Annotated in this window: 23 protein-coding genes; 15 read left to right on the top strand and 8 right to left on the bottom strand. The window is 58.6% G+C overall.

From position 1 onward, the window contains the following. The first annotated feature begins 28 nt into the window (after positions 1 to 28). From AC2D8V_RS01490 to AC2D8V_RS01505, 4 genes are read left to right on the top strand one after another with little or no spacing between them, the layout of a single operon-like run. Positions 29 to 754, top strand: coding sequence for a competence/damage-inducible protein A (locus tag AC2D8V_RS01490; RefSeq protein ID WP_484731743.1), 726 nt, complete (start codon positions 29 to 31; stop codon positions 752 to 754). Then, positions 754 to 1,467 carry a GNAT family N-acetyltransferase gene (locus AC2D8V_RS01495; protein ID WP_484731744.1) on the top strand — a complete coding sequence of 238 codons (714 nt, stop codon included), beginning with the start codon at positions 754 to 756 and terminating at the stop codon, positions 1,465 to 1,467. The genes AC2D8V_RS01490 and AC2D8V_RS01495 overlap by 1 nt, the downstream gene beginning before the upstream one ends. Positions 1,468 to 1,483: 16 nt before the next feature. Beyond that, positions 1,484 to 2,056: a peroxidase-related enzyme gene (locus AC2D8V_RS01500; protein WP_484731745.1), complete on the top strand. Its 573-nt coding sequence runs from the start codon at positions 1,484 to 1,486 to the stop codon at positions 2,054 to 2,056. Continuing rightward, the gene (locus AC2D8V_RS01505) at positions 2,053 to 3,030 is read left to right on the top strand and encodes an OmpA family protein (RefSeq protein ID WP_484731746.1); all 978 of its coding nucleotides are present in this window, start codon (positions 2,053 to 2,055) and stop codon (positions 3,028 to 3,030) included. The genes AC2D8V_RS01500 and AC2D8V_RS01505 overlap by 4 nt, the downstream gene beginning before the upstream one ends. Positions 3,031 to 3,096: 66 nt before the next feature. On the opposite strand, the gene AC2D8V_RS01510 is transcribed toward AC2D8V_RS01505, so the two are convergent. Beyond that, positions 3,097 to 4,002, bottom strand: a complete 906-nt coding sequence (locus tag AC2D8V_RS01510) for a LysR family transcriptional regulator (RefSeq protein ID WP_484731747.1) — start codon at positions 4,000 to 4,002, stop codon at positions 3,097 to 3,099. A gap of 396 nt (positions 4,003 to 4,398) precedes the next feature. Here AC2D8V_RS01510 and AC2D8V_RS01515 point away from each other — a divergent pair, with 396 nt between their 5' ends. Beyond that, positions 4,399 to 4,842, top strand: coding sequence for a DUF4399 domain-containing protein (locus AC2D8V_RS01515; protein ID WP_484731748.1), 444 nt, complete (start codon positions 4,399 to 4,401; stop codon positions 4,840 to 4,842). A gap of 24 nt (positions 4,843 to 4,866) precedes the next feature. On the opposite strand, the gene AC2D8V_RS01520 is transcribed toward AC2D8V_RS01515, so the two are convergent. After that, positions 4,867 to 6,894 (bottom strand): 2,4-dienoyl-CoA reductase FMN-binding domain-containing protein, encoded by a 2,028-nt coding sequence (locus AC2D8V_RS01520; RefSeq protein WP_484731749.1) that lies wholly within the window; start codon positions 6,892 to 6,894, stop codon positions 4,867 to 4,869. A gap of 95 nt (positions 6,895 to 6,989) precedes the next feature. On the opposite strand from AC2D8V_RS01520, the gene AC2D8V_RS01525 reads away from it, so the two are divergent. Together AC2D8V_RS01525 and AC2D8V_RS01530 are read left to right on the top strand one after the other, a co-directional pair. Beyond that, positions 6,990 to 7,451: a GNAT family N-acetyltransferase gene (locus AC2D8V_RS01525; protein ID WP_484731750.1), complete on the top strand. Its 462-nt coding sequence runs from the start codon at positions 6,990 to 6,992 to the stop codon at positions 7,449 to 7,451. Further along, complete coding sequence (locus tag AC2D8V_RS01530) at positions 7,448 to 7,936, top strand: RNA pyrophosphohydrolase (RefSeq protein ID WP_484731751.1); 489 nt, start codon at positions 7,448 to 7,450, stop codon at positions 7,934 to 7,936. The genes AC2D8V_RS01525 and AC2D8V_RS01530 overlap by 4 nt, the downstream gene beginning before the upstream one ends. Here the strand turns inward: AC2D8V_RS01530 and AC2D8V_RS01535 are convergent. From AC2D8V_RS01535 to nth, 3 genes are read right to left on the bottom strand one after another with little or no spacing between them, the layout of a single operon-like run. Further along, positions 7,926 to 8,522 carry a GNAT family N-acetyltransferase gene (locus tag AC2D8V_RS01535; protein WP_484731752.1) on the bottom strand — a complete coding sequence of 199 codons (597 nt, stop codon included), beginning with the start codon at positions 8,520 to 8,522 and terminating at the stop codon, positions 7,926 to 7,928. The two genes, AC2D8V_RS01530 and AC2D8V_RS01535, sit on opposite strands and share 11 nt — an antisense overlap. Before the next feature lies 1 nt (position 8,523). Further along, complete coding sequence (locus tag AC2D8V_RS01540; protein WP_484731753.1) at positions 8,524 to 9,510, bottom strand: adenosine kinase; 987 nt, start codon at positions 9,508 to 9,510, stop codon at positions 8,524 to 8,526. Continuing rightward, entirely contained in the window at positions 9,507 to 10,151 is a 645-nt protein-coding gene (nth, locus tag AC2D8V_RS01545) for an endonuclease III (protein ID WP_484731754.1), read from the bottom strand. Before nth ends, AC2D8V_RS01540 begins: the two co-directional genes overlap by 4 nt. A 145-nt stretch (positions 10,152 to 10,296) precedes the next feature. Between nth and AC2D8V_RS01550 the strand changes: the two genes are divergently transcribed. The 4 genes from AC2D8V_RS01550 (at position 10,297) to AC2D8V_RS01565 (ending at position 13,745) form a co-directional block, all read left to right on the top strand. Further along, positions 10,297 to 11,379 carry a Hint domain-containing protein gene (locus AC2D8V_RS01550; RefSeq protein WP_484731755.1) on the top strand — a complete coding sequence of 361 codons (1,083 nt, stop codon included), beginning with the start codon at positions 10,297 to 10,299 and terminating at the stop codon, positions 11,377 to 11,379. 51 nt (positions 11,380 to 11,430) lie between these two features. After that, positions 11,431 to 12,297 (top strand): methylated-DNA--[protein]-cysteine S-methyltransferase, encoded by an 867-nt coding sequence (locus tag AC2D8V_RS01555; protein WP_484731756.1) that lies wholly within the window; start codon positions 11,431 to 11,433, stop codon positions 12,295 to 12,297. 132 nt (positions 12,298 to 12,429) lie between these two features. Then, positions 12,430 to 13,095, top strand: coding sequence for a YiaD family glycine zipper/OmpA-like lipoprotein (locus tag AC2D8V_RS01560; RefSeq protein ID WP_484731757.1), 666 nt, complete (start codon positions 12,430 to 12,432; stop codon positions 13,093 to 13,095). Between the two features lie 107 nt (positions 13,096 to 13,202). Further along, positions 13,203 to 13,745, top strand: a complete 543-nt coding sequence (locus AC2D8V_RS01565) for an NADPH-dependent FMN reductase (protein ID WP_484731758.1) — start codon at positions 13,203 to 13,205, stop codon at positions 13,743 to 13,745. Here the strand turns inward: AC2D8V_RS01565 and AC2D8V_RS01570 are convergent. Beyond that, the gene (locus AC2D8V_RS01570) at positions 13,742 to 14,158 is read right to left on the bottom strand and encodes a VOC family protein (RefSeq protein ID WP_484731759.1); all 417 of its coding nucleotides are present in this window, start codon (positions 14,156 to 14,158) and stop codon (positions 13,742 to 13,744) included. The two genes, AC2D8V_RS01565 and AC2D8V_RS01570, sit on opposite strands and share 4 nt — an antisense overlap. Before the next feature lie 29 nt (positions 14,159 to 14,187). On the opposite strand from AC2D8V_RS01570, the gene AC2D8V_RS01575 reads away from it, so the two are divergent. Continuing rightward, complete coding sequence (locus AC2D8V_RS01575; RefSeq protein ID WP_484731760.1) at positions 14,188 to 15,000, top strand: HTD2 family dehydratase; 813 nt, start codon at positions 14,188 to 14,190, stop codon at positions 14,998 to 15,000. Here the strand turns inward: AC2D8V_RS01575 and AC2D8V_RS01580 are convergent. Next, entirely contained in the window at positions 14,992 to 16,023 is a 1,032-nt protein-coding gene (locus tag AC2D8V_RS01580; RefSeq protein WP_484731761.1) for an NAD(P)/FAD-dependent oxidoreductase, read from the bottom strand. The genes AC2D8V_RS01575 and AC2D8V_RS01580 overlap by 9 nt on opposite strands. A 63-nt stretch (positions 16,024 to 16,086) precedes the next feature. On the opposite strand from AC2D8V_RS01580, the gene mnmC2 reads away from it, so the two are divergent. Further along, a complete protein-coding gene (mnmC2, locus tag AC2D8V_RS01585) occupies positions 16,087 to 16,764 on the top strand; it encodes a tRNA (5-methylaminomethyl-2-thiouridine)(34)-methyltransferase MnmC2 (RefSeq protein WP_484731762.1) in 678 nt (225 codons plus the stop codon). Then, positions 16,761 to 17,630 carry a DMT family transporter gene (locus tag AC2D8V_RS01590; RefSeq protein ID WP_484731763.1) on the top strand — a complete coding sequence of 290 codons (870 nt, stop codon included), beginning with the start codon at positions 16,761 to 16,763 and terminating at the stop codon, positions 17,628 to 17,630. Before mnmC2 ends, AC2D8V_RS01590 begins: the two co-directional genes overlap by 4 nt. Here AC2D8V_RS01590 and AC2D8V_RS01595 read toward each other — a convergent pair. Continuing rightward, a complete protein-coding gene (locus AC2D8V_RS01595; RefSeq protein ID WP_484731764.1) occupies positions 17,595 to 19,568 on the bottom strand; it encodes a lytic transglycosylase domain-containing protein in 1,974 nt (657 codons plus the stop codon). The two genes, AC2D8V_RS01590 and AC2D8V_RS01595, sit on opposite strands and share 36 nt — an antisense overlap. 128 nt (positions 19,569 to 19,696) lie before the next feature. Here AC2D8V_RS01595 and dapA point away from each other — a divergent pair, with 128 nt between their 5' ends. Then, positions 19,697 to 20,572 (top strand): 4-hydroxy-tetrahydrodipicolinate synthase, encoded by an 876-nt coding sequence (gene dapA, locus AC2D8V_RS01600; RefSeq protein WP_484731765.1) that lies wholly within the window; start codon positions 19,697 to 19,699, stop codon positions 20,570 to 20,572. Positions 20,573 to 20,642: the final 70 nt, after the last annotated feature.

Below are 20,642 nucleotides of genomic sequence, written 5' to 3' on the forward strand. Positions count from 1 at the left end.
AACCGCCGTTGCAAGGAGCGCAGAAAGAATGACGAACCCGACCGCCGCGATGCTTGTTATCGGAGATGAAATTCTGTCAGGTCGCACGCGTGACGCCAATATGTATTTTCTTGCCGGCGCGTTAAGCGAGGCGGGCATTGACCTGTGCGAAGTGCGGGTTGTGCCGGATCAGGCGGTAAAGATTGTCGCCGCGGTGCGCGCACTGGCGGGGGAATACGATCATCTTTTTACCAGCGGTGGCATAGGGCCCACCCACGACGATATTACCGCTGACTGTATCGCTGCAGCTTTCGAAAGACACATCGATGTCCGCGAGGACGCCCGCGCCTTGCTGGCCGCGCATTACGAAAAATCCGGTGCCGAGTTGAACACAGCGCGTCTGCGCATGGCGCGGATACCGGACGGTGCGACGCTTATCGACAATCCGGTGTCGGTTGCTCCGGGCTTCACAATTGAAAACGTCCATGTTCTGGCAGGGGTGCCTTCAGTGTTTCAGGCGATGGTCGCGAGTTTGGTGCCAACGTTGACCGGAGGGTCTCCTCTGGTGTCAGAGACGTTGCGCATCTCACGTGGCGAAGGTGATATCGCCGGGCCGCTTGGCGCCTTGGCGCAGGCCTATCCGGCTTTGTCCATGGGGTCGTATCCGTTTCAGAACCGGGATGGCTCTTACGGCTCAAACGTTGTGATCCGCGGTACCGACCCGCAGGCGGTATCGCAAGCGTTGCGCGAGTTGTCGGATACCCTTGGATTGTGATGCCTGACGAAGAAACCCTCTTTGCGGCAATTGACGCGACATGGCCACCGGCGCGCCAGTTCGATGAAGCCGGCTGGACATTTCGCGAAGGGCAGGGCGGCGGAAAGCGGGTCTCGGCAGCAACAGCATTGGGGCCAGTGACAGAGGCCCAGATTATGCAGGCCGAAGACCGCATGAAGTCTTTCGGGCAGTCGCCGCTGTTCATGTTGCGCGACAAGGATGCAGCGCTTGATGACCTACTGGGCCGCCGCGGCTACGTGGTTGTTGATCCGGTGCAGATATTGTCCGCACCGGTCGAAGCGCTGACGGATGTCCCAATTCCACCTGTAACCACATTTACTATCTGGGAGCCGCTTGCGATCATGGCCGAGATTTGGGCCGAGGGCGGTATCGGGCCTGCGCGTTTGAGCGTGATGTCGCGACCTAGGGTCAAGACTGCCATTCTGGCGCGGTGGAACCAGAAACCTGCCGGTGTCGCTTTTGCGGCCGTGAGCAACGACATTGCCATGATACACGCTGTCGAGGTCTTGGATACGCAGCGCCGTCAGGGTGTGGCGCAATGGATTATGCGACAGGCCGGTTTTTGGGCGCGCGAGCAAAATGCAAAAACCGTTGCCGTATTGTGTACCAAGGCGAATGCGCCCGCGCTGGCCTTGTATTCGAGGCTGGGCTTTGCGCCGGCGGGACAGTACCATTATCGCAAGCAAAGCTGACTTTAGGACAACCCCCATGGCCGATACCGTCTCTCCTACCGCCCTCGACCTGCCGATGGTGGACCCGCTGCCGCCGCACACTCAAAAGTACTTTGATGTCTGCATGGACAAGCTTGGCATGATCCCGAATGTCCTCAAAGCCTATGCTTTTGACATAGACAAGCTGGATGCGTTCAGCGGCATGTACAATAACCTGATGCTGGCGCCTTCAGGGGTAAGCAAGTTGGAACGTGAAATGATTGCTGTTGTCGTTTCGTCCATAAACAAGTGCTTTTACTGCCTCGTGGCCCATGGTGCCGCAGTACGGGAAATGTCAGGCGACCCGTCATTGGGCGAGGCACTGGTTATGAATTACAGGGTCGCAGCGGTTGACGCGCGTACACGTGCCATGCTGGATTTTGCGGCAAAAATGACCTCTGCAAGTGCTACGATCGAGGAACCAGACCGCGAGGCGTTGCGTGCTGTCGGATTTTCGGATCGCGATATCTGGGATATCGCCAATGTGGCGGGCTTTTTCAACATGACCAACCGCGTCGCCAGCGCTACGGACATGCGACCCAACGCCGAATATCACGCACAGGCCAGATGACCATCGTGCGGGCGGCAGTTTTCGGGGCTGCGCTACTTGGAGGGCTGTGGGTTAACGCCGTATGGGCGTTCGATCTTACCCTACCCACCGGCGCGCGCCTGTCTGCCGAACGGATCACTGAACTGGACAGCTTTGAATTGCCATTTGCGGGTTTCGATGGTGCAAAGATCCCCTCCATCACGCTTGAAGGGAGTGTAACCCGACGCGCCTGGCGCATTTCCACAGCCGGTCTGACGCCTTTACAAGTGATGGTCCCGTTGCGCGAACAGATACAGCAAGCAGGGTACGATCTACGCTTCGAATGTGCGGCGCAGAACTGTGGCGGTTTTGACTTTCGTTTTGGTGTCGAGGTTTTGCCCGGGCCAAACATGTACGTAAATATTGCCCGGTTCAGGTACCTGTCGGCTACGAAGGGCGTCCCTGAAAGCCCGTCCGAGGCTTTGGGTGTGCTGGTTAGCGTGACAGCCGAGGCCGCCTATGTTCAGGCAATTCACGCAGATACGGGCATTGATCTGGAGCAATTGCTGCCGGAACTGGAAATCGCCCCCACGACAATCGAAGAAGTGGCGCCAACTGCACCCGCCGACGCCGTTGCGGTTGTCGAAGACAAACTGCTGGAAGATGGCTTCATGATCCTGAGCGATCTGGAATTCGAGACAGGCACCTCCGGTTTGAGCGACGGGCCTTACCCGTCATTGGACAGGCTTGCACGTCTGCTGGCAGAAAGGTCTGATTTGCGCCTTGTACTGGTGGGCCACACGGATGCGGTAGGCGCGCTTGAGCCAAACATCGCGCTTTCTCGCGACCGGGCCCGTGCGGTGCGTCAGCGGTTGATTGAACGCTACGGGGTCAACGAAAACCTGATCGATGCCGAGGGCATGGGCTATCTTTCTCCGATAGCCTCTAACCTGACCGCGGAGGGGCGTGACAAAAATCGCCGCGTTGAAGCTGTGCTGCTCAACATCGACGAATAAACGCAAAGTGCCCCGACGCCCATAGGGGAAAGCGTCGGGGCGGACTCACCGAGGGACAGCGAGACCTTACCAGTCAGACGGGCCTTTTTCCGCGAAAGCATTGACCAGAAAGTCAATGAATGCGCGCACCTTGGGTTGCGTAAAGCGCCCGGGCGGATAGACCGCGTAAATTCCTTGGGTTTCCGTGGGCAGATCGGGGATCGCGTCTTCGATCAACCCTTTCTCCATGGCCTCGGAGTACAGAAAGCTAGGCAAGTAAGCGATGCCAAGGCCGGAAATGGCTGCATTCAACAGTGACTGGCCGTCATTTACGCTCAACCAACCTGCCGTGCGTACCTGTCGCTTTTCGCCAGAGGGCGCTGTCAGCTTCCACACGTTTCCAGAAGACTGGTTCGAATAATGCAGCAGCTTGTGTTCATTCAGATCGTCGATCTTTTCGGGACGGCCGTATTTCTCGAAATACTCGGGGCTTGCGATCATCCGTTTGGTGGTTTCGGTAAGTTTGCGTGCCCGCAACGTGCTGTCTTCTAGCTCGCCGATCCGCACCGCCATATCGAAGCCTTCGGAAATGAGTTCAACGTAGCGGTTGTTCAACACCATGTTCACGGTGATATCCGGATAGTCTGACAAGAACTCGCTCAGAACGGGTGACAGATGGTTGACGCCGAAATCAGTCGCCACCGAGATGCGTAACAGGCCAGATGGCGCGCTCTGCATTGACGTGACCAATGCGTCGGCTTCGCCGGCATCGTTCAGCACACGCCGCGCCCGGTCGTAGTAGGCTAGGCCAATCTCTGTCGGGCTGACCCGACGTGTCGTGCGGTTCAGCAGCCGCGCGCCCAGACGGGCCTCTAGAGACGACACATGCTTGGAAACGGCGGATTTAGAAATCCCCATTTTTTTGGCAGCGTCTGTGAAGCCCCCTTGATCAACTACCGTTGCAAAGGCTTCCATTTCTGTCAGGCGGTCCATGCCGGATCCCTTTCTTTCGTTCACTCAATGGTGTGACGATCAAATCGGGCAGGATCGGGGCGCATCTGAGACAGTATCGCGGTTTTTGCATGGATCGTTCGAGGCATGGAAACGCTGAAAATCACAGTTTTCGGCCTGAAAATTGCTGAAAGGAGTAAATTTGGTCATCGGCTGTAGAAAAAAGGGGCAGTTGCGCCTTGTTGGTTAATTGCTCGTTAAGATCGCGGTTGACGGGTGACAGGGGGCCGCATCACATCACTCAGTCGATCTTTTCGCCGAGCGTGAACGCGAGAGTCACCCGATTTCACTTTTTAGGTAGGGCAGAGCGGCTGACCTGAATTCAGGTCAGTTCGGACTAATTCACAACGGACCGAATAACCTAAAGGGAGAAGTGACATGAAACTGAAACTTGTGGCAGCCGTGTGCGCTGGGCTTATGGCGACACAGGCCATCGCCGGGGGAGAAACACCGTCAAACCCGGATGCAGAGCTTTATTTTGTCAATTTGGAAGATGGGGCGACTGTGAATTCGCCCGTGCGCGTAGTCTTTGGCCTTCGAGGCATGGGCGTGGCACCAGCAGGAACTGAAGCTGACATGACCGGTCACCATCACCTGTTCGTAAACCGGCCACCCCTTGGCGAGGGGGAAAACGGCGAAGAAGAGCTATCAAATGGCATTCCGGCGGACGAGAACCACGTCCATTTTGGCGGTGGCCAGACGGAAACCGTGATTGAGCTAACACCGGGCCAACACACATTGCAGCTTGTGCTTGGCGACTGGTCTCATGTCCCCCACAGCACGCCTGTCACGTCCGAAGTGATCACGATCACGGTCGAATGATCTGACCAAAAGCGGCCGCGCGCCTTATAGTGTCGCGGCCAGCCTTGTGCCCTGATTGATGGCCTGTTTGGCATCCAGTTCAGCCGCAACATCCGCTCCGCCAATGACGTGACATGTGCGGCCCTTAGCCTGCAATGCGTCCGCCAAAGAGCGGTCCGACACCTGACCGGCACACAGAACGATGGTGTCGGCGTCGACCCGCGTTGGGTTTTCGCGCGCTTCGCCGAACGATACAAGCAAACCGCCGTCTTCTACTCGTTCGTAGTTCACCCCGGCCATCATCTTGACGTCCTTCATCGCCAATGCAGCCCGATGGATCCATCCGGTTGTTTTGCCCAGACGCTTGCCGGGTTTTTCAGCCTTGCGCTGCAGCAGAGTTACCTGTCTCGCAGGGGCTGCAGGTTTAGGCCCCTCCGGAGCCAACCCAGAGCGGTGTTCGTCAGGATCAGTTACACCCCATTCTTTCATCCATTCCTGCAGATTGACGGTCGGGCTTTCACCGTCGTGCACGAGATATTCTGCAACGTCGAAACCGATGCCGCCTGCGCCGACAATCGCCACTTTTTCTCCAACCGTCGCCTTGCCTCGCAATACTTCGGTGTAGCTGACAACCGACGGCCGGTCCTGTCCTTCAATTTCGGGGTCGCGCGGCAGGACGCCGGTTGCAATGATAATCTCGTCGAAGTCAGCCAGCATGTCGGCTGTTACTTCATGCTCCAGTTTGACGGTAACACCAGTGGTTGCGAGCATGGTGCGGTACCAGTCCACGAGGCCCCAGAATTCTTCTTTTCCGGGCACCTGTTTTGCCATGTTGAGTTGCCCGCCAATTTCAGACGCCCGGTCGAAAAGGGTGACGGAATGCCCGCGCTGCGCAGCGGTAATTGCGGTGGACAACCCCGCCGGGCCGGCCCCGACAACCGCAAGCGATTTTGGCGTGGCGGCAGGTTCGATAACCAATTCGGTCTCATAGCAGGCTTGCGGATTGACCAGACAACTGGAGATTTTGCCGCTGAACGTGTGATCGAGACAGGCTTGGTTGCACGCAATGCACGGTGCGATCTCACCTGATTTGCCCGCGATGGCCTTGGCGACAAAATCAGCGTCGGCCAGCATTGGACGGGCGAGCGAGACCATGTCGGCGCAGCCCGTGGCGAGAACATCTTCGGCAACTTCTGGCGTGTTGATCCGGTTCGACGTGATGACCGGAATTCCGACCTTGCCCATCAGCTTTTTCGTCACCCAGGCAAAGGCGGCGCGCGGCACAGAAGTGGCGATGGTCGGGATGCGCGCTTCGTGCCAACCGATGCCCGTGTTGATGATCGTCGCCCCGGCCGCTTCGATGGCTTGGGCGAGTTGAACAACTTCTTCGTGGGTTGAGCCATTTGGCACCAGATCAATCATCGACAGCCGGTAAATGATGATAAAGTCTGTCCCGACCGCTTCGCGGACCCGGCGCACGACTTCTACCGGCAGGCGCATGCGGTTTTCGTACGGACCGCCCCATTCGTCTTCGCGTTTGTTGGTGTGGGTTACGAGGAACTGGTTCAGAAAATACCCTTCGGAGCCCATGATCTCGACGCCGTCATACCCCGCTTCGCGGGCGCGGACTGCACAGGCGACGATATCGCTGATCTGTTTTTCGATGCCTTCGGCGTCTAAAGCGGTGGGCGGAAACGGCGATATCGGTGACTTGATCGCGGAAGGAGCGACGCATTTAGGGCCGTAAGCATAGCGGCCGGCATGCAGTATCTGCATTGCGATCTTGCCACCGGCTTGGTGAACGCGGTCTGTGACGACACGATGATTTGCAACGTCCTGATCGCTCGCCATCATCGCCGCTCCCGGTAGCACCGAGCCTTCGAGGTTTGGGCCGATGCCACCAGTCACCATCAAGGCAACCTCACCGCGCGCGCGCTCTGCATAAAACTCGGCGACACGGTTCCAGTCTTTCGTCTCTTCCAGACCGGTGTGCATCGATCCCATCAGCACACGGTTTTTCAACGTGGTGAACCCCAGGTCAAGCGGTGCCAGAAGGTGCGGATAGTTGGCCATAGTATTTCCTTCCCCAAGATGGTTGCCACGTGATGACATCTTGACCTAAAGCGTGTCACGCGCAACGCCGCGTCACAATGCAAAAGGAGTATCCGGTGCTTAGGTGGGCCGACCCTGATCAAGACGCCGCTGCGCTGTCACAGGTATTCTTTGACGCCGTTCGGGATGGCCCCAGCCCCTACACGCAAGCACAACGAATGGCCTGGATGCCGCAAGCACCAGCGCCCGAGGTTTTTGCCGACGGATTGCGCGCGCAACACGTGGTGCTGGCAGAGGCCAAAGGCACGGTAGTAGGTTTCATGACACTGGCGGAGGATGGCTATCTCGATCTCGCTTATATTCTGCCGTCACATCGCGGCTCCGGTCTCTTTGGTATGCTTTACCGCAAACTCGAAGCTGCTGCGCGAGAGCTTGGGATCGCGCGACTGCACACCCATGCCAGCCTCATGGCACAGCCGGCCTTTCGCAAGGTTGGCTTTTTGACTATCCAGAATGAAACAGTAGAACGCGCCGGCGAACACCTGCAACGCGCCGAGATGGAGAAACACCTCACATGACGCCAGACGAGATTGCCCAACTCCCTTACCGGCCCTGTGTCGGTGTGATGCTGATGAATGACCGGCAAGAGGTTTTTGTGGGCCAAAGGCTCGACAGCGAGCTGGCCGCTTGGCAAATGCCCCAAGGCGGAGTGGAAAAGGGCGAAGACCCAAAGACCGCCGCACTGCGCGAATTGGGCGAAGAAACCGGCGTGCGCCCGGAACTGGTCAATGTAATAGCAGAGACGCCTGACTGGCTACCCTACGACCTGCCACATGATCTTGTTCCAAAACTTTGGAAGGGGCGTTTCCGCGGTCAGGAGCAGAAGTGGTTTCTCATGCGCTTTGCCGGCGATGACAGCGACATCAACATCGAAACAAGCCACCCCGAATTTTCGCGCTGGCGTTGGCTGCCTGTATCTGAACTGGTTGATAATATCGTGCCATTCAAGCGCAGCGTTTACGAAGGCGTGCTTGCGGCCTTTGCCGAGCACCTCAAGGTTTAAAGATCGGAACGTTGCGTGCCGCGTGCGCTGGCAAAAGTCCGGACAAGCGCGGGTCATCATCGATTTCCACCTGCTGGCGCACCGGTTTAAATCCACTGCGGCGGTAAAAGCCAAGCGCCTGCGGGCTATCAATGGTGCAGGTATGTACGTGAAACCGGCTGATCGGGCGCTGCCATGCGCGCGTGATTGCTTCGTTCATCAGAAAGCGCCCCGACCCGCTACCGATAAGTTTTGTTGTCAGACCAAAGTAGGATAGCTCACAGGCACCTTCCTGCCGGAAATCAAGCTCCAGCAGCGCTTCGTCGTTTCCGCCATACGACAAGGTGTGGTGTGTCACCAGCGGGTCGCTGAGAATGGCGTCAAGCGCGGCATCTTCCAGTTTTAGCCGCCCGTACCACAGCCACTCCAACGAGCCGACCCGATGGAATATGTCGCGAAACCAGTCGGTCGTCGCCTCAACTGCGCGAAAGCTTACACCCTCTGGTAATTCGACCGGGCGCAATTCAGGAATTGCGGTCATCTCCAGATGCGTAACGATCATAGCCACTTTGCCGGGTGGCACATCGTGCAAGCCGTCCGCGATCATTTCAGATCAGACCAACGTTCTTGAACGCGGCCATCATATCAGTCTGCGGGCGTGGTCCCACATGGCTGATCACTTCTGCGGCGCACAAATTGCCCATGCGCGCGCATGTCTCCATGTCGCGGCCGTTGGCAAGGCCATAAAGAAAGCCCGCAGCAAACTGATCGCCGGCACCTGTGGCATCAACGGGGGTCACGGTTTCGACGGGTACATCCCAACGCTGTCCATCTTTAAGCACCGAGACGCCATCGCCAGAACGCGTCGCCACGACAAGCGGGCAGATTTCAGCCGTTTTCGCCAGCGCGGTTTCGAAATCGGACTCAAAAAGAGATTCGATCTCGTGCTGGTTGCCGATGACGTAATCGAGGTCGTTTTCAATCAATGAAAGAAAGTCGTCGCGGTGACGTTCCACGCAAAAAGGGTCGGAAATCGCGATGCCCGCGATGCCGCCACCCGCTTTTGTTGCACGGGCTGCTTCGCGAAACGCGGTTTTGCCCGCATCGTGGTCAAAAAGATACCCTTCCAGAAACATGATGCGCGCGTTTCCGGACACACTCTGCGGAACGTCGTCCGACGTAAGGCCGGTGGAAATCCCAAGGTATGTGTTAAGAGAACGTTCGCCATCCGGCGTCACAAAAATCATGCACCGCGACGTAGCCACGTCATGACCGTCGACCGGATCATTGACAAAATCGATGCCATTGTCGGTCATCGCGCTGGCATAAAACCGCCCCAGCGCATCGTTGCGCACGCGACCGATAAATGCAGTTTGCAAACCCAGTGCGCCGGCCCCTGCGACCGTGTTCGCCACTGCGCCGCCCGGTGTTTGAAGCCGGTCTTTCATCGATGCAAACAGCGTCTCGGAGCGGCTTTGGTCGACAAGCTGCATAATGCCCTTTTCAATTCCCATGTGGTCAAGAAAGCTGTCATCCGCATGGGTAATGACATCAACAACTGCATTGCCGATGCCAACGACGTCGTAGGTTTTCATTGGGTCTTGTCCTCAAATGGGCAGAGATCTCGGATGATGCAGGTCGGGCACATGGGCTTGCGCGCCTTGCAGTGATACCGCCCATGCAAGATCATCCAGTGGTGAGCGTGAAGTTGGAAATCAGCCGGAATGTTGTCTTCAATAGCGCGCTCGACGGCCTCAACCGTTTTTCCCGGAGCAATACCGGTGCGGTTTCCCAGCCGGAAAATGTGTGTATCGACCGCCTGTGCGGGATATTGCCACCACATGTTCAACACGACATTGGCGGTTTTCCGGCCAACGCCGGGCAACCCTTGCAATGCGGCGCGGCTGTTTGGCACGACGCCGCCGTAATCGTCGACGAGAATTTGGCTGAGTTTCATGACGTTTTTGGCTTTTTGCCGGTACAGCCCGATCGTTTTGATGTGTTCGATCAGACCGTCAAGCCCCAGATCGAGCATCTTCTGCGGTGTATCGGCAATCTCAAAGAGTGCACGTGTCGCCTTGTTGACGCCCGCATCAGTGGCTTGCGCGCTCAGCGCCACGGCCACCACGAGTGTATAGACATTCACGTGCTCCAGCTCGCCCTTTGGTTCGGGGTCTGCTGCTTGAAAGCGCGTGAATATTTCGCGGATCATGTGGTAGCCGAGTTGTTTTGCCATGTTCCTCCTATGAGGATTTTCATCGCGGGGAGCAAGTCATGCCACTAAACTATGTGGCTTTTGACAAAAATACGTGGCGAAAAATGAGCCATTTATTGAGCAATCTCTGAAAAAAGACTGTCTGTCTTTGAAAGCAACCCCTCGCATGCCAACACATACATTTTACGGCTACGCGCCGGACACATTCACAATCGACCCCAATACAGGGGACGCGGTGCTGGCACCGGGCTACAAACCGTCGCAAGACCGCGTTCGCTTTGAAGTGACGGACAATGATAACTTCGCGGATGGTGATGAAAGCAACGACGAAGTGGGTGATGACGCAAATCAAACCGCCTACATCTATAATTCGGACGGGTCCTTGGCGCACGCAGGGCAGTTTTACGTAGAAGAGGTCCGTTGGTACGAAACCGCAGACGGCGATTCTTTTTCAGTGACGGTCTTTGAGATGGACGGCGAGGTTATCGGTTTCATCCCGAGCGAGCCGATGACGCCGGGAGAATCATATACTTACACCGGATCCAGCGAGGCAGGCGAGAAGATCGGAGGAAAGAACAACAATGCCTCGCGCAACAATTACACAACTTACGAGACAAGCAGTGTTGCATGTTTTGGCCCCGGCACAATGATTGCGACAGACAATGGCGAGATTCCTGTGGAATGGCTTGAAACGTCCGACAGGGTGCTGACGCGCGATCACGGATACCAGCCAATTCTGTGGATTGGACGGACAAAGCTGCCGTCCGAATATTTTCAGGCGCACCCCAACGAGGCGCCGGTGTGTCTGCCGGCAGGGGCTCTTGGACCCGGGTGCCCGACTCATGATTTGCACCTCACAGGCGATCATCGCGTGCTAGTCCACTCTGCAATTGCCGAATTGATGTTCTTTTCATCCGAGGTTCTTGCCCCCGCCAAAGCGTGGGTGGAGGCAGGCCGCGCGCAGGCTGTCATACCTTCGCGCAGCTTTACGGTGACGCATATCCTGTGTGCGGATCACCAGATCATCGCGGCTGAGGGTGCTTGGGTGGAAAGTATGTTTACCGGTGTCGAAACACTGCGACGGCTGCACGGGCGCGACAGGTTACACCTCGAACAGCTTTTTGACGGTAACACCACGCAGATGCAGACGGCCCGCCCATGTCTGAGCAAAAAAGAGGCCGTGTTTCTGCTGCGACATTCCAGCAGAGATCGCAACCTTGCCGAAATCCCGCAAAAGCTTCGGGCTTAATTGCGCAGGAAACGGGTCGCACGGGCCGGCGCAATCTTTTACATCTGGGTCATGACACAGCACCAGCCCATCTCCTCCGTCGCCGAAGACAGCTACCACTATCAGGTCATTCGCCGGGCGATCGACACGATCGACGCCGCCGAAGACCCGGTCTCGCTGGAACAGATCGCATCAGACATCGGGATGAGCCCCGCGCATTTCCAGCGGGTATTTTCGCGCTGGGTTGGTGTGTCGCCGAAGCGCTATCAACAGTACCTGACACTCGGCCACGCGAAAAACCTGCTGAGCGAACGCTTTACGACGCTGGACGCAGCCCACGCCGTGGGACTTTCGGGAAGCGGCCGGCTACATGATCTGTTCGTTCGCTGGGAAGCCATGAGCCCCGGAGATTTTGCTCGCGGCGCGCAAGGGCTTGAGATTTTCTGGGGCTGGTTCGACAGCCCGTTTGGTCCGGCAATCGTCATGGGAACCCAGAAAGGGATTTGCGGCATGGGTTTCGCCGCAGAAATGGGCGAAGAAGAGGCGTTGCAAGATCTGGTGTCGCGCTGGCCCAAAGCACGCTTTACCGAAGATCCCATGCGCCTGCGGCCTTGGGTTCAACAGGCCTTTGGCGTTGCTGGCGATACGCTCGATCCCGCGCCGCTCTATCTCATTGGTGCGCCTTTTCAGATCAAGGTCTGGGAGGCGCTGCTCAGCATTCCTTCCGGCCATGTGACGACATACTCTGAAATTGCTCAGGCCGTGGGCTCGCCGCGCGCGGTGCGTGCGGTTGGCACCGCCGTCGGGCGCAACCCGATCAGTTGGCTGATCCCCTGCCACCGCGCCTTGCGCAAGTCAGGCGGTCTGGGAGGCTATCACTGGGGTTTGCCGATGAAGAGGGCGATGCTTGCATACGAGGCGGTCCAAACGGCTGAATAACGCCAATATGATCGCTTGGTGCTCTGACTGTTGCTTTTCCCCTTTGTATGCCCCGCGCCGATCCCCATATACTGCTGGTATCAAAACGACGCCCCGCCCGAACGGGGCCGCAACTAACGAAGGCAGTACACAATGACTTTTTTCAGAACACCTGTCGTTCTCGCACTAAGCGGGGCGGTCGCCCTCGGTGCCTGTACCGACCCGGCTCAACTCGATGAAAACGGCAACTTTTCCAAAACACAACAAGGTGCCCTGATTGGCGCAGGCGCGGGTGCGTTGGCCGGTGCGTTGTCGCGCGGTGACGGCAATCGCGATCAGGGCGCACTGGTTGGTGCCGTTGTCGGCGGCGCAATCGGCGCAGGTATCGGATACAGCCTCGACCAGCAAGAGGCTGATCTGCGGCGTGACATCGGAAACGACGACGTGCAGATCACGAACACCGGTGATCGGCTCATCGTAAGCTTGCCACAGGATCTGTTGTTTGCCACCGACAGCTTTGCCGTGCGCCCTGACCTTCAGGATGACCTGTATGCAGTCGCAGGTAACCTGCGCCAATACCCGAATTCAACGATTCAGGTTGTCGGTCACACGGACAGCGACGGCGATGCGGCGTATAACCAGCAACTGTCGGAGCGACGCGCAAATGCCGTTGCCAGCATCCTCGTGAATGCAGGCGTTCCCTCTGGCAGACTGCAGACTTTTGGCCGCGGTGAAAGCCAGCCGATAGCCAGCAATCTCAACGCCGAAGGTAAGGCCCGCAATCGACGTGTCGAAATTGTGATCCTGCCGAACGCCTGAGCCGGATAGAATAACGCTATGATGCGGCCTCGTCTTTGGGCGGGGCCTCTTGCTTTTTTGATTAAGCACTACAGGTTGAGCGGCGAAAGAAACAAAGGGGTTTAGTTATGTCAGAGGTCACCTTGCTCGGCATTTCCGGGTCATTACGGTCGGAAGCAACTAACACAAAGCTGGTGCGCGAGGCCGCGCGTCTGTTTGGCGAGTGCACATTCCACCTCGCTGACTTGAACTTCCCGCTCTACGACGGTGATGCTGAAGAGGCAGACGGGGTGCCGCCAGCCGTACAGACGCTTGCCGATCAGATCGCATCGGCGGATGCAGTGGTCATTTCAACGCCTGAATACAACAAGGGGCCAAGTGGCGTGTTGAAGAACGCGTTGGATTGGGTATCTCGCACAAAAGGGGCGCCATGGAATGGCAAGCCGGTGGCGGTGATGTCTGCTGCGGCGGGTCGCGCAGGCGGAGAACGCGCGCAACTGGTATTGCGCAGCTTTATGGTGCCATTTCGCCCGCGTATCCTGCAGGGCCCCGAGATGCATTTGGCGGACAGCAGCAACCAGTTTGACGAAAACGGTCACCTCACGTCTGAGATTTACACCAAAACCCTGAACGAACTGATGGAAAGCCTGCGCGCCGAGATCGGGCGCTAAGCTTCCTGCACCGATATTTCGATCAGGTTGTCATCAGGGTCGCGCACATAAACAGATGTGATCGGCCCCTGAGCACCAGTGCGGGCGACGGGGCCTTCGATAATATCGACTTGATGAATGGCGAGATGGTGCATCCAGTCGTCTATCGGGGCGTCCGTGAGAAAACACAGGTCTGCCGAGCCTGATGTCGGATTGGCGGCCTTTGGATCGAACTCGCGCCCGGCCTGATGCAGGTTGATTTTGTGGAGGCCGTATTTCAGTGCCCAGCGGCGGCTGCCATCTGCCACGGTAAACTGCTCGCCCCGCATCCCTAGCACCTGTGTATAGAAGCGAACCGTTTCGGGGATGTCCCGGACCGTGAGAACAAGGTGATCAAGCGCGCGAACGCGGCACTGAATTTCTGATTGCGACACGCCGGTGTTCCTTGTTACTGGAGTGGGCCATGCAAGATGCTATAGCCTTATCGTTAAGTCAAAGTGATGTTCTGGACCCGGACCGAGCAAACGCCTTGGCGGTCACTCTCGGGCTTGAAGCCAGCTTCGGTTCCGGCGCGCCCTTGCCGCCTTTCTTCCATCAGATTTACTTCTGGCACGCGCGACCGGCACAAGAACTGGGGCGTGACGGCCACCCCCAACGCGGCGGTTTGATCCCCGATATGGGTTTGCCGCGACGCATGTGGGCGGGCGGGCGCCTCGCCTTTCATTTACCGCTGCGGGCAGGTCAAGAGGCACGCAAAACCAGCCGCTGTATCCGTGCAGAACACAAGGAAGGGCGCAGTGGCCCTCTGGCGTTGGTCACGTTGCAGCATGACATCGAGCAAGATGGAAACCTTTGTGTGACGGAATGGCAGGATCTGGTCTATTTGCCGGACAGAAGCAGCGGCAGTACGCCCGCGTCGCCGACTGCCGCACCGGTGGAATGCGACACCGAAGGCCATGTGTCTTTTGATTCAACCGTGCTTTTTCGCTATTCGGCCCTCACGTTCAACGGGCATCGCATCCACTATGACCTTGAATATGCACAGCAGGTCGAGGGGTATGGCGGTTTGGTGGTGCATGGGCCGTTGCTGGCGCAGTTGCTCATGTTGAAAGCCGAGGCCGAACTCGGGCCGCTGGCCGGCTTTGCCTTTCGCGCAACCGCGCCGCTGATGCACTTTGAAACGGCACGTCTATGCCGGAGCGGCAATCAGCTCTGGTGCGCAGGCCCGGATGGGCGTCAGTGCATGTCCGCGACGGCCGAACCCAGATCAGAGTGACGCTGCGACGTTGAAATCCGGCGGAATGGTATCTTTGCCATCCAAAAGCAGGTCGGCCATGACGCAGGCTATTTTGGGCGCCATCCCGAACCCGATCTTGAAGCCGCCGTTGGCGATAAAATGCCCCGGCTTGCCTGGCCAGGCACCCAGCATCGGGGCACGGCTGCGCGATCTTGGCCGGGCACCGGCCCAGCGGTCGGTCACAGGGGCATCTGCCAGAACGGGAACGGCGCGGCGCGCGGCGTCAATCAGCGAGTCGAGTTGTTCATCTGTACGACCGGCATCAGTGTAGTCCCGTTCTGTGGTCGATCCGATCGCCACAGTGCCGTCGAGATGCGGGATGATGTGCAGCCCGTCCACGAACAACTGCGGCTTGCCGCGGGCATCATGTTTCAGCAATGCAGCCTGACCCTTGACGCCGGTCCCGACCATACGCGTATTTTCCTTGGTGAGTTGTTCCAGCCCGGACACACCGGTGGCCCACACGACGCAGCCCCGATCCGGCCCATCGTGCGATACCTGCACGCCCCGCGCGGCAAGAGCAGTGACCAGTGCAGATACGGCGCGCCGCGGGTGGATCAGGGCGCTGAGCGTATCGTGGACAACCCAGCCGGACGGGCTGGCCGGCATCCATGGTTCCGGCGAATGGCGTTCCACGCGCCACGTTGCATGCTCGGCCCATAACGTTGCTGCACTCTTTTCGCGCAAACGTGCGAGCGACAATGCGCGATCATCAGCCAAAGGCTGCACGCGCCCGCTTCGAATGTATCCGGCGGGCTGACCACCGGTGTCGGACACGTTTTGCCAAAACTTCTCTGCCATAAGCAGGCTCTCAAGCTGAAAAGCTTTCTTGCTGTTCCAGTTTTCCGGCACGTGTGGGGCCAGCGCGCCGACGACGCCGCCGCTGCTGCCAGCACCGGGTCCGAAGGGATCAATGATCTGGACTTTCGCGCCGCGCTCGACACAAGCCCATGCGATTGAAAGGCCAAAAATGCCGGCGCCGCGAACTGTCACATCGACCATTGCCAAACCTCGTCTTCTGCCCCAGTGTCGCGCTTATCATCCACCACCCTACAAGGCTCGCCCGTGCAGAACCAGACGGCAGATGTGACATGGCGCCCCGGCGATGTTCCGGTCTCCACGCGCTTTGACGATCCGTACTTCAGCCTCGAGGACGGCTTGGCCGAAACCCGACATGTATTCCTTTCTGGCAATGACCTGCCCGCGCGCTTTGCAGATGGTTTTCACATTGCCGAACTGGGGTTTGGTACCGGCTTGAATTTTCTGACGACCCTTCAGGCCTGGGCAGGGGCGGGTGTGGCCGGAACGTTGTATTTCACAAGTTTCGAAGCATTTCCCATGCGTACCGCGGACATGCGCGCGGCGCTCGCGGCGTTCCCCGAACTGGACCATGACGCGGGCCAACTTGTGGCGCAGTGGTCGCCTGCAGGTGGCGTCATGCGTTTCGGCGATATGGCGGAGTTGAGGGTGATTATCGGGGATGCACGCAGGGCCGTGCCCGTGTGGGATGGACATGCGCACGCGTGGTTCCTTGACGGGTTTTCGCCGGCAAAAAACCCCGAGCTTTGGAACGAGGCCCTGATGCGTGACGTAGCAGACCACACTGCACCGGGCGGGACTTGCGCGACCTACACGGCGGCAGGCTTTGTGCGTCGTGGGCTGGAGGCTGCCGGGTTCGATGTCTCGCGTGTAGCGGGGTACGGCCGCAAACGGCATATGACACGCGCCGTACTGCGCGGATGACACAAGGCAACAACATTCGGCTGGGTATCCTGTTGATGCTCATGGTTTCGATGGTTTTTGCGGTGCAGGATGGCATATCGCGTCATCTGGCGAGCACCTACAATGTGACGATGGTGGTGATGATCCGCTATTGGTTCTTTGCTGCATTTGTCATCACCGTGGCCGCTCGCAAAGCAGGCGGGGTGCGCGCGGCTGCCCGGACGCAACAGCCCGTTCTGCAAGCGTGTCGCGGATTGCTGCTGGCCACCGAAGTGTGCGTGATGATCGCGGCCTTTACCCTTTTGGGATTGGTGGAAAGCCACGCGGTTTTTGCGTGTTATCCACTGATCGTTGCGGCGCTGTCCGGCCCGGTTTTGGGCGAGCATGTCGGCTGGCGCCGCTGGGCTGCCATCGGCGTCGGGTTCGTGGGCATTCTGGTAATCCTGCAGCCGGGTGTCGGCGTGTTTGACCCCGCGGCGGTGGTGCCTCTGGCGGCTGCCACGATATTTGCCCTCTATTCGCTGATGACACGCTACGCCGGGCGGCACGACAGCACGGCCACCAGCTTTTTCTGGACGGGTACCGTCGGGGCGGTTGCGCTGACACTGGTTGGCGTATTTTCGTGGCAGCCGATGAGCGCACCCGACTGGGGGTGGATGATGCTTTTGTGTGTGACCGGCGCAGGCGGGCACTGGTTGCTGATCCGGTGCTACGAGGTGGCGGAGGCCAGCGCGGTACAGCCCTTTGCCTATTTTCAGCTGGTTTTTGCCGCATCACTTGGCATCTTGGTGTTCGGCGAGACGCTCCGGCCAAACGTCGCACTGGGTGTGACGATCATCGTCGCTGCAGGGCTATTCACCTTTTGGCGCGAACGCCAACAAGCTTGAGCCGCGCAACTCCTCGCTAAAGGGAACTGGCAGCGGATCTTCGCCAAGACGCGAACGATAGACGGGCAGGCTTTCCGTGACGCGCATCACGTAGTTGCGCGTCTCCCGGAAGGGGATGTGTTCGATCCAGTCGATAATATCCATTTCGCCACGGCGCGGATCGCCGAATATTTGCATCCAGCGGTCGGGACGGCTCGGGCCTGCGTTATAGCCTGCGGACATCATGACAACATTACCCTCGAACCGTCGGGCAAGCCGCGAGAGATACGCGGCACCCAGTTCAGCGTTGTAGACCGGATCGGAAATCAGGCGTGCTGTCGAATGCTCGCCCGCGCGCCCCATCTGGCGCGCGACTTCGGCACCCGTGGCTGGCATGATCTGCATCAGCCCGCGGGCGCCAACACCACTTTGAACACCGGGGTCAAACTCGCTTTCCCGGCGGGCGATTGCCAAGGTCATCTCGCGGGCCATTGGCAGGTCTTGCTGGGCGACGGGGTGTAATGCGTAGTATCCGTGTTCAACAACGATCCCGCGTTGCGCGACGCGCTTGCCGATCATGACCGCCAGATGCGGTTGTTCCACGTCGATTGCGGCTTGAGCCAGCAGGGCTGCCTGCGCGTAATCGAGGCTTTCTGCAAGGTGGGTCCAGAACCGTTCCGCAAGGTTGAGCGACCCGGATGCCTGCAACAGCAATCCCGCCTCGAAAAGCGGCTCGTTCACGAGTTCACTACTGCGCCAGTCCAGCGCCGGCGACCTGCCGTCTTGCTCGGGGTCAAAAGGCAGCCCCGCGCGCTCTGCAGCCAACAGTCCGTAAAACGACGTCTGGAATTCCGCCCCGCTGGTATAGGCCTGATCTGCCGATGCAACGTTGCCCAAAGCCTCAAGGGCGCGACCCCGCCAATAGCCTGCGCGGCCTTTCGAAATAGGCGACTTCACTGCAGCGTTGTGGTTTTCGAAATGTCTGAGCGCCGTTTCCGGCTCGTTGAGTTTGCTCAGCGCAATATAACCTGAGAGCCACTCAAGATCAGCATAAGCAGCGCCGGCCTCGAGAAAATGGCGCGCGGCAATTTCGTACGCGCGTTCAGGGTTTCCGCTGCGCATCTCGGCCCGCGCCAGCGAGCGGCGACGGTTTGCCCACGCCTCGGGCCGGCCAAGCGCATCTGCGCTGGTCGAGGTTTCAATGAGCAGATCTTCCGCCGCGTCGGTCCGGCCTTTCCGAACGCGCCATGCAAAGCGTTCATACTGAAGGCCGCCCTGTTTCGCGTGGCTTTCAGGCACGGCTTCGATCAGCGTGTCGACGCCTTTCTCACCCGCGCGGAGCGCGATGCGCGCCTTGGCTGCCGCCACGGCACCGTCACTGGCCAGATCAAACATGCGCCGCGCGTTACCGTTGGCGCCGCGCCACAGCATCGCGTCCAATCGGGCATCGTGATGTTCCTTTAGCAGCGCGGCATGTGCCGCGAGGTACATCGCTTGCTGCGCTGATCCCATGGGCATGTCGCGCCACGCGGTAATCAAGGTCGTTTCAGCCTCTGAGGTACGGCCAGCGGCGGTCAGCGCAGTTGCATGGCGCAAGACCCCTCCGGGCGTCTGTGCGGGTGTCGTCGCAAAAAACGCAAGCACCGTTGCGTCGCTCTGAGCAAGGACGGCATTTTCCGACTGGCGCCGGAGATAGCGTTCCCCCGGCCAGTCGGGACGGCGCTGCAAAAACGCGGCAACTTCGCGAAAGCTTCCCTGCCCATCGCGAAGCCGTGCCCACTCGATAATGTCTCGCGCGACCAGCCCATCCTTGCCGGCGATCTGTAAAGCCGCGTCCCAATCCCCGCTTTGCATAGCTTCGATTGCCCAGCCCAAAGGGCGCGGACGCTCCGCGCTGGCAGGCAGTACCGTCGACAAAACGATTGCCAGTGTGATGAATACCCGTGCGATCACTTGCATTCCTTGGCGTTTGAAGGCTAGAGCCTCACATACATAAACATAAGAGAGTCACGATCAAATCACGATTGTGGTGACATTGTGTTAATCTCAGGCCATTTGCCGGCCACAATGCTAAAAGGAGCGTGAAAATGTTTAAAGGTTCAATGCCTGCCCTCGTCACGCCGTTTCGGAACGGCGAACTGGATCTGGATACGCTCAAGAAACTGGTCGAGTGGCACATCGGTGAAGGCAGCAACGGCCTGGTACCCGTGGGGACCACCGGTGAAAGCCCAACCCTGACCCATAGCGAGCATGAACAGGTTGTCGAAGAAGTTGTGAAGGCAGCAGATGGACGGGTGCCCGTGATCGCCGGGGCCGGGTCAAATAATACCCTCGAGGCAATTCGCTTTGTGCGGCACGCCAAGGCTGTCGGCGCGGACGCGGCACTGGTGGTGACCCCCTATTACAACAAGCCCACGCAATCGGGGTTGATCGCGCATTTCACGGCGCTGCATGACTGTGCGGATCTGCCGATCATCATTTATAACATCCCGGGCCGGTCAGTCATCGACATGACCCCTGAGACGATGGGAAAGCTGGCCGAATTGCCCCGCATCATCGGGGTCAAGGATGCAACCGGCGATCTGGCACGGGTCTGTGACACGCGCATTACTTGCGGCAAGGACTTCATCCAACTTTCGGGCGAAGATGCAACTGCGCATGGTTTCAACGCGCAAGGCGGCACCGGCTGTATCTCGGTAACGGCGAATGTCGCACCAAAGCTTCTCAGCCAAATGCAGGCCGCCTGCCTTGCAGGGGATTACAGCGCTGCGCTGGAAATTCAGGACCGCTTGATGCCGTTGCACAAGGCGATCTTTACCGAACCCGGTCTGGTTGGCGTGAAATATGCCATGTCAAGGCTCGACCTGTGTTCTGACGAGGTTCGCCTGCCTCTTACAGCGCTGTCCGACAGCACAAGGGCGCTGGTGGACGACGGGTTGCGGCACGCCGGCTTGATGAACTGACCGATGGCGCGGAGACCGTGTGGTCTCCGCGCCATTGACCTTGGCAGGCCCATGGGGCCTTGTGGTACCA

It is taken from the genome of Roseobacter sp. YIN89 (genome assembly GCF_057219365.1).

Excerpts from the sequence above, each read along its gene's own strand:
- AC2D8V_RS01500 (WP_484731745.1), top strand. The coding sequence starts at position 1,484 with ATGGCCGATACCGTCTCTCCTACCGCCCTCGACCTGCCGATGGTGGAC.
- AC2D8V_RS01560 (WP_484731757.1), top strand. The coding sequence starts at position 12,430 with ATGACTTTTTTCAGAACACCTGTCGTTCTCGCACTAAGCGGGGCGGTC.
- dapA (WP_484731765.1), top strand. The coding sequence starts at position 19,697 with ATGTTTAAAGGTTCAATGCCTGCCCTCGTCACGCCGTTTCGGAACGGC.
- AC2D8V_RS01505 (WP_484731746.1), top strand. The coding sequence starts at position 2,053 with ATGACCATCGTGCGGGCGGCAGTTTTCGGGGCTGCGCTACTTGGAGGG.
- AC2D8V_RS01540 (WP_484731753.1), bottom strand. The coding sequence starts at position 9,510 with ATGAAAACCTACGACGTCGTTGGCATCGGCAATGCAGTTGTTGATGTC.
- AC2D8V_RS01575 (WP_484731760.1), top strand. The coding sequence starts at position 14,188 with ATGCAAGATGCTATAGCCTTATCGTTAAGTCAAAGTGATGTTCTGGAC.
- AC2D8V_RS01580 (WP_484731761.1), bottom strand. The coding sequence starts at position 16,023 with ATGGTCGATGTGACAGTTCGCGGCGCCGGCATTTTTGGCCTTTCAATC.
- AC2D8V_RS01515 (WP_484731748.1), top strand. The coding sequence starts at position 4,399 with ATGAAACTGAAACTTGTGGCAGCCGTGTGCGCTGGGCTTATGGCGACA.
- AC2D8V_RS01530 (WP_484731751.1), top strand. The coding sequence starts at position 7,448 with ATGACGCCAGACGAGATTGCCCAACTCCCTTACCGGCCCTGTGTCGGT.
- AC2D8V_RS01510 (WP_484731747.1), bottom strand. The coding sequence starts at position 4,002 with ATGGACCGCCTGACAGAAATGGAAGCCTTTGCAACGGTAGTTGATCAA.
- nth (WP_484731754.1), bottom strand. The coding sequence starts at position 10,151 with ATGGCAAAACAACTCGGCTACCACATGATCCGCGAAATATTCACGCGC.
- AC2D8V_RS01490 (WP_484731743.1), top strand. The coding sequence starts at position 29 with ATGACGAACCCGACCGCCGCGATGCTTGTTATCGGAGATGAAATTCTG.
- AC2D8V_RS01555 (WP_484731756.1), top strand. The coding sequence starts at position 11,431 with ATGACACAGCACCAGCCCATCTCCTCCGTCGCCGAAGACAGCTACCAC.
- AC2D8V_RS01565 (WP_484731758.1), top strand. The coding sequence starts at position 13,203 with ATGTCAGAGGTCACCTTGCTCGGCATTTCCGGGTCATTACGGTCGGAA.
- AC2D8V_RS01550 (WP_484731755.1), top strand. The coding sequence starts at position 10,297 with ATGCCAACACATACATTTTACGGCTACGCGCCGGACACATTCACAATC.
- AC2D8V_RS01595 (WP_484731764.1), bottom strand. The coding sequence starts at position 19,568 with ATGCAAGTGATCGCACGGGTATTCATCACACTGGCAATCGTTTTGTCG.
- AC2D8V_RS01535 (WP_484731752.1), bottom strand. The coding sequence starts at position 8,522 with ATGATCGCGGACGGCTTGCACGATGTGCCACCCGGCAAAGTGGCTATG.
- AC2D8V_RS01590 (WP_484731763.1), top strand. The coding sequence starts at position 16,761 with ATGACACAAGGCAACAACATTCGGCTGGGTATCCTGTTGATGCTCATG.
- AC2D8V_RS01520 (WP_484731749.1), bottom strand. The coding sequence starts at position 6,894 with ATGGCCAACTATCCGCACCTTCTGGCACCGCTTGACCTGGGGTTCACC.
- AC2D8V_RS01495 (WP_484731744.1), top strand. The coding sequence starts at position 754 with ATGCCTGACGAAGAAACCCTCTTTGCGGCAATTGACGCGACATGGCCA.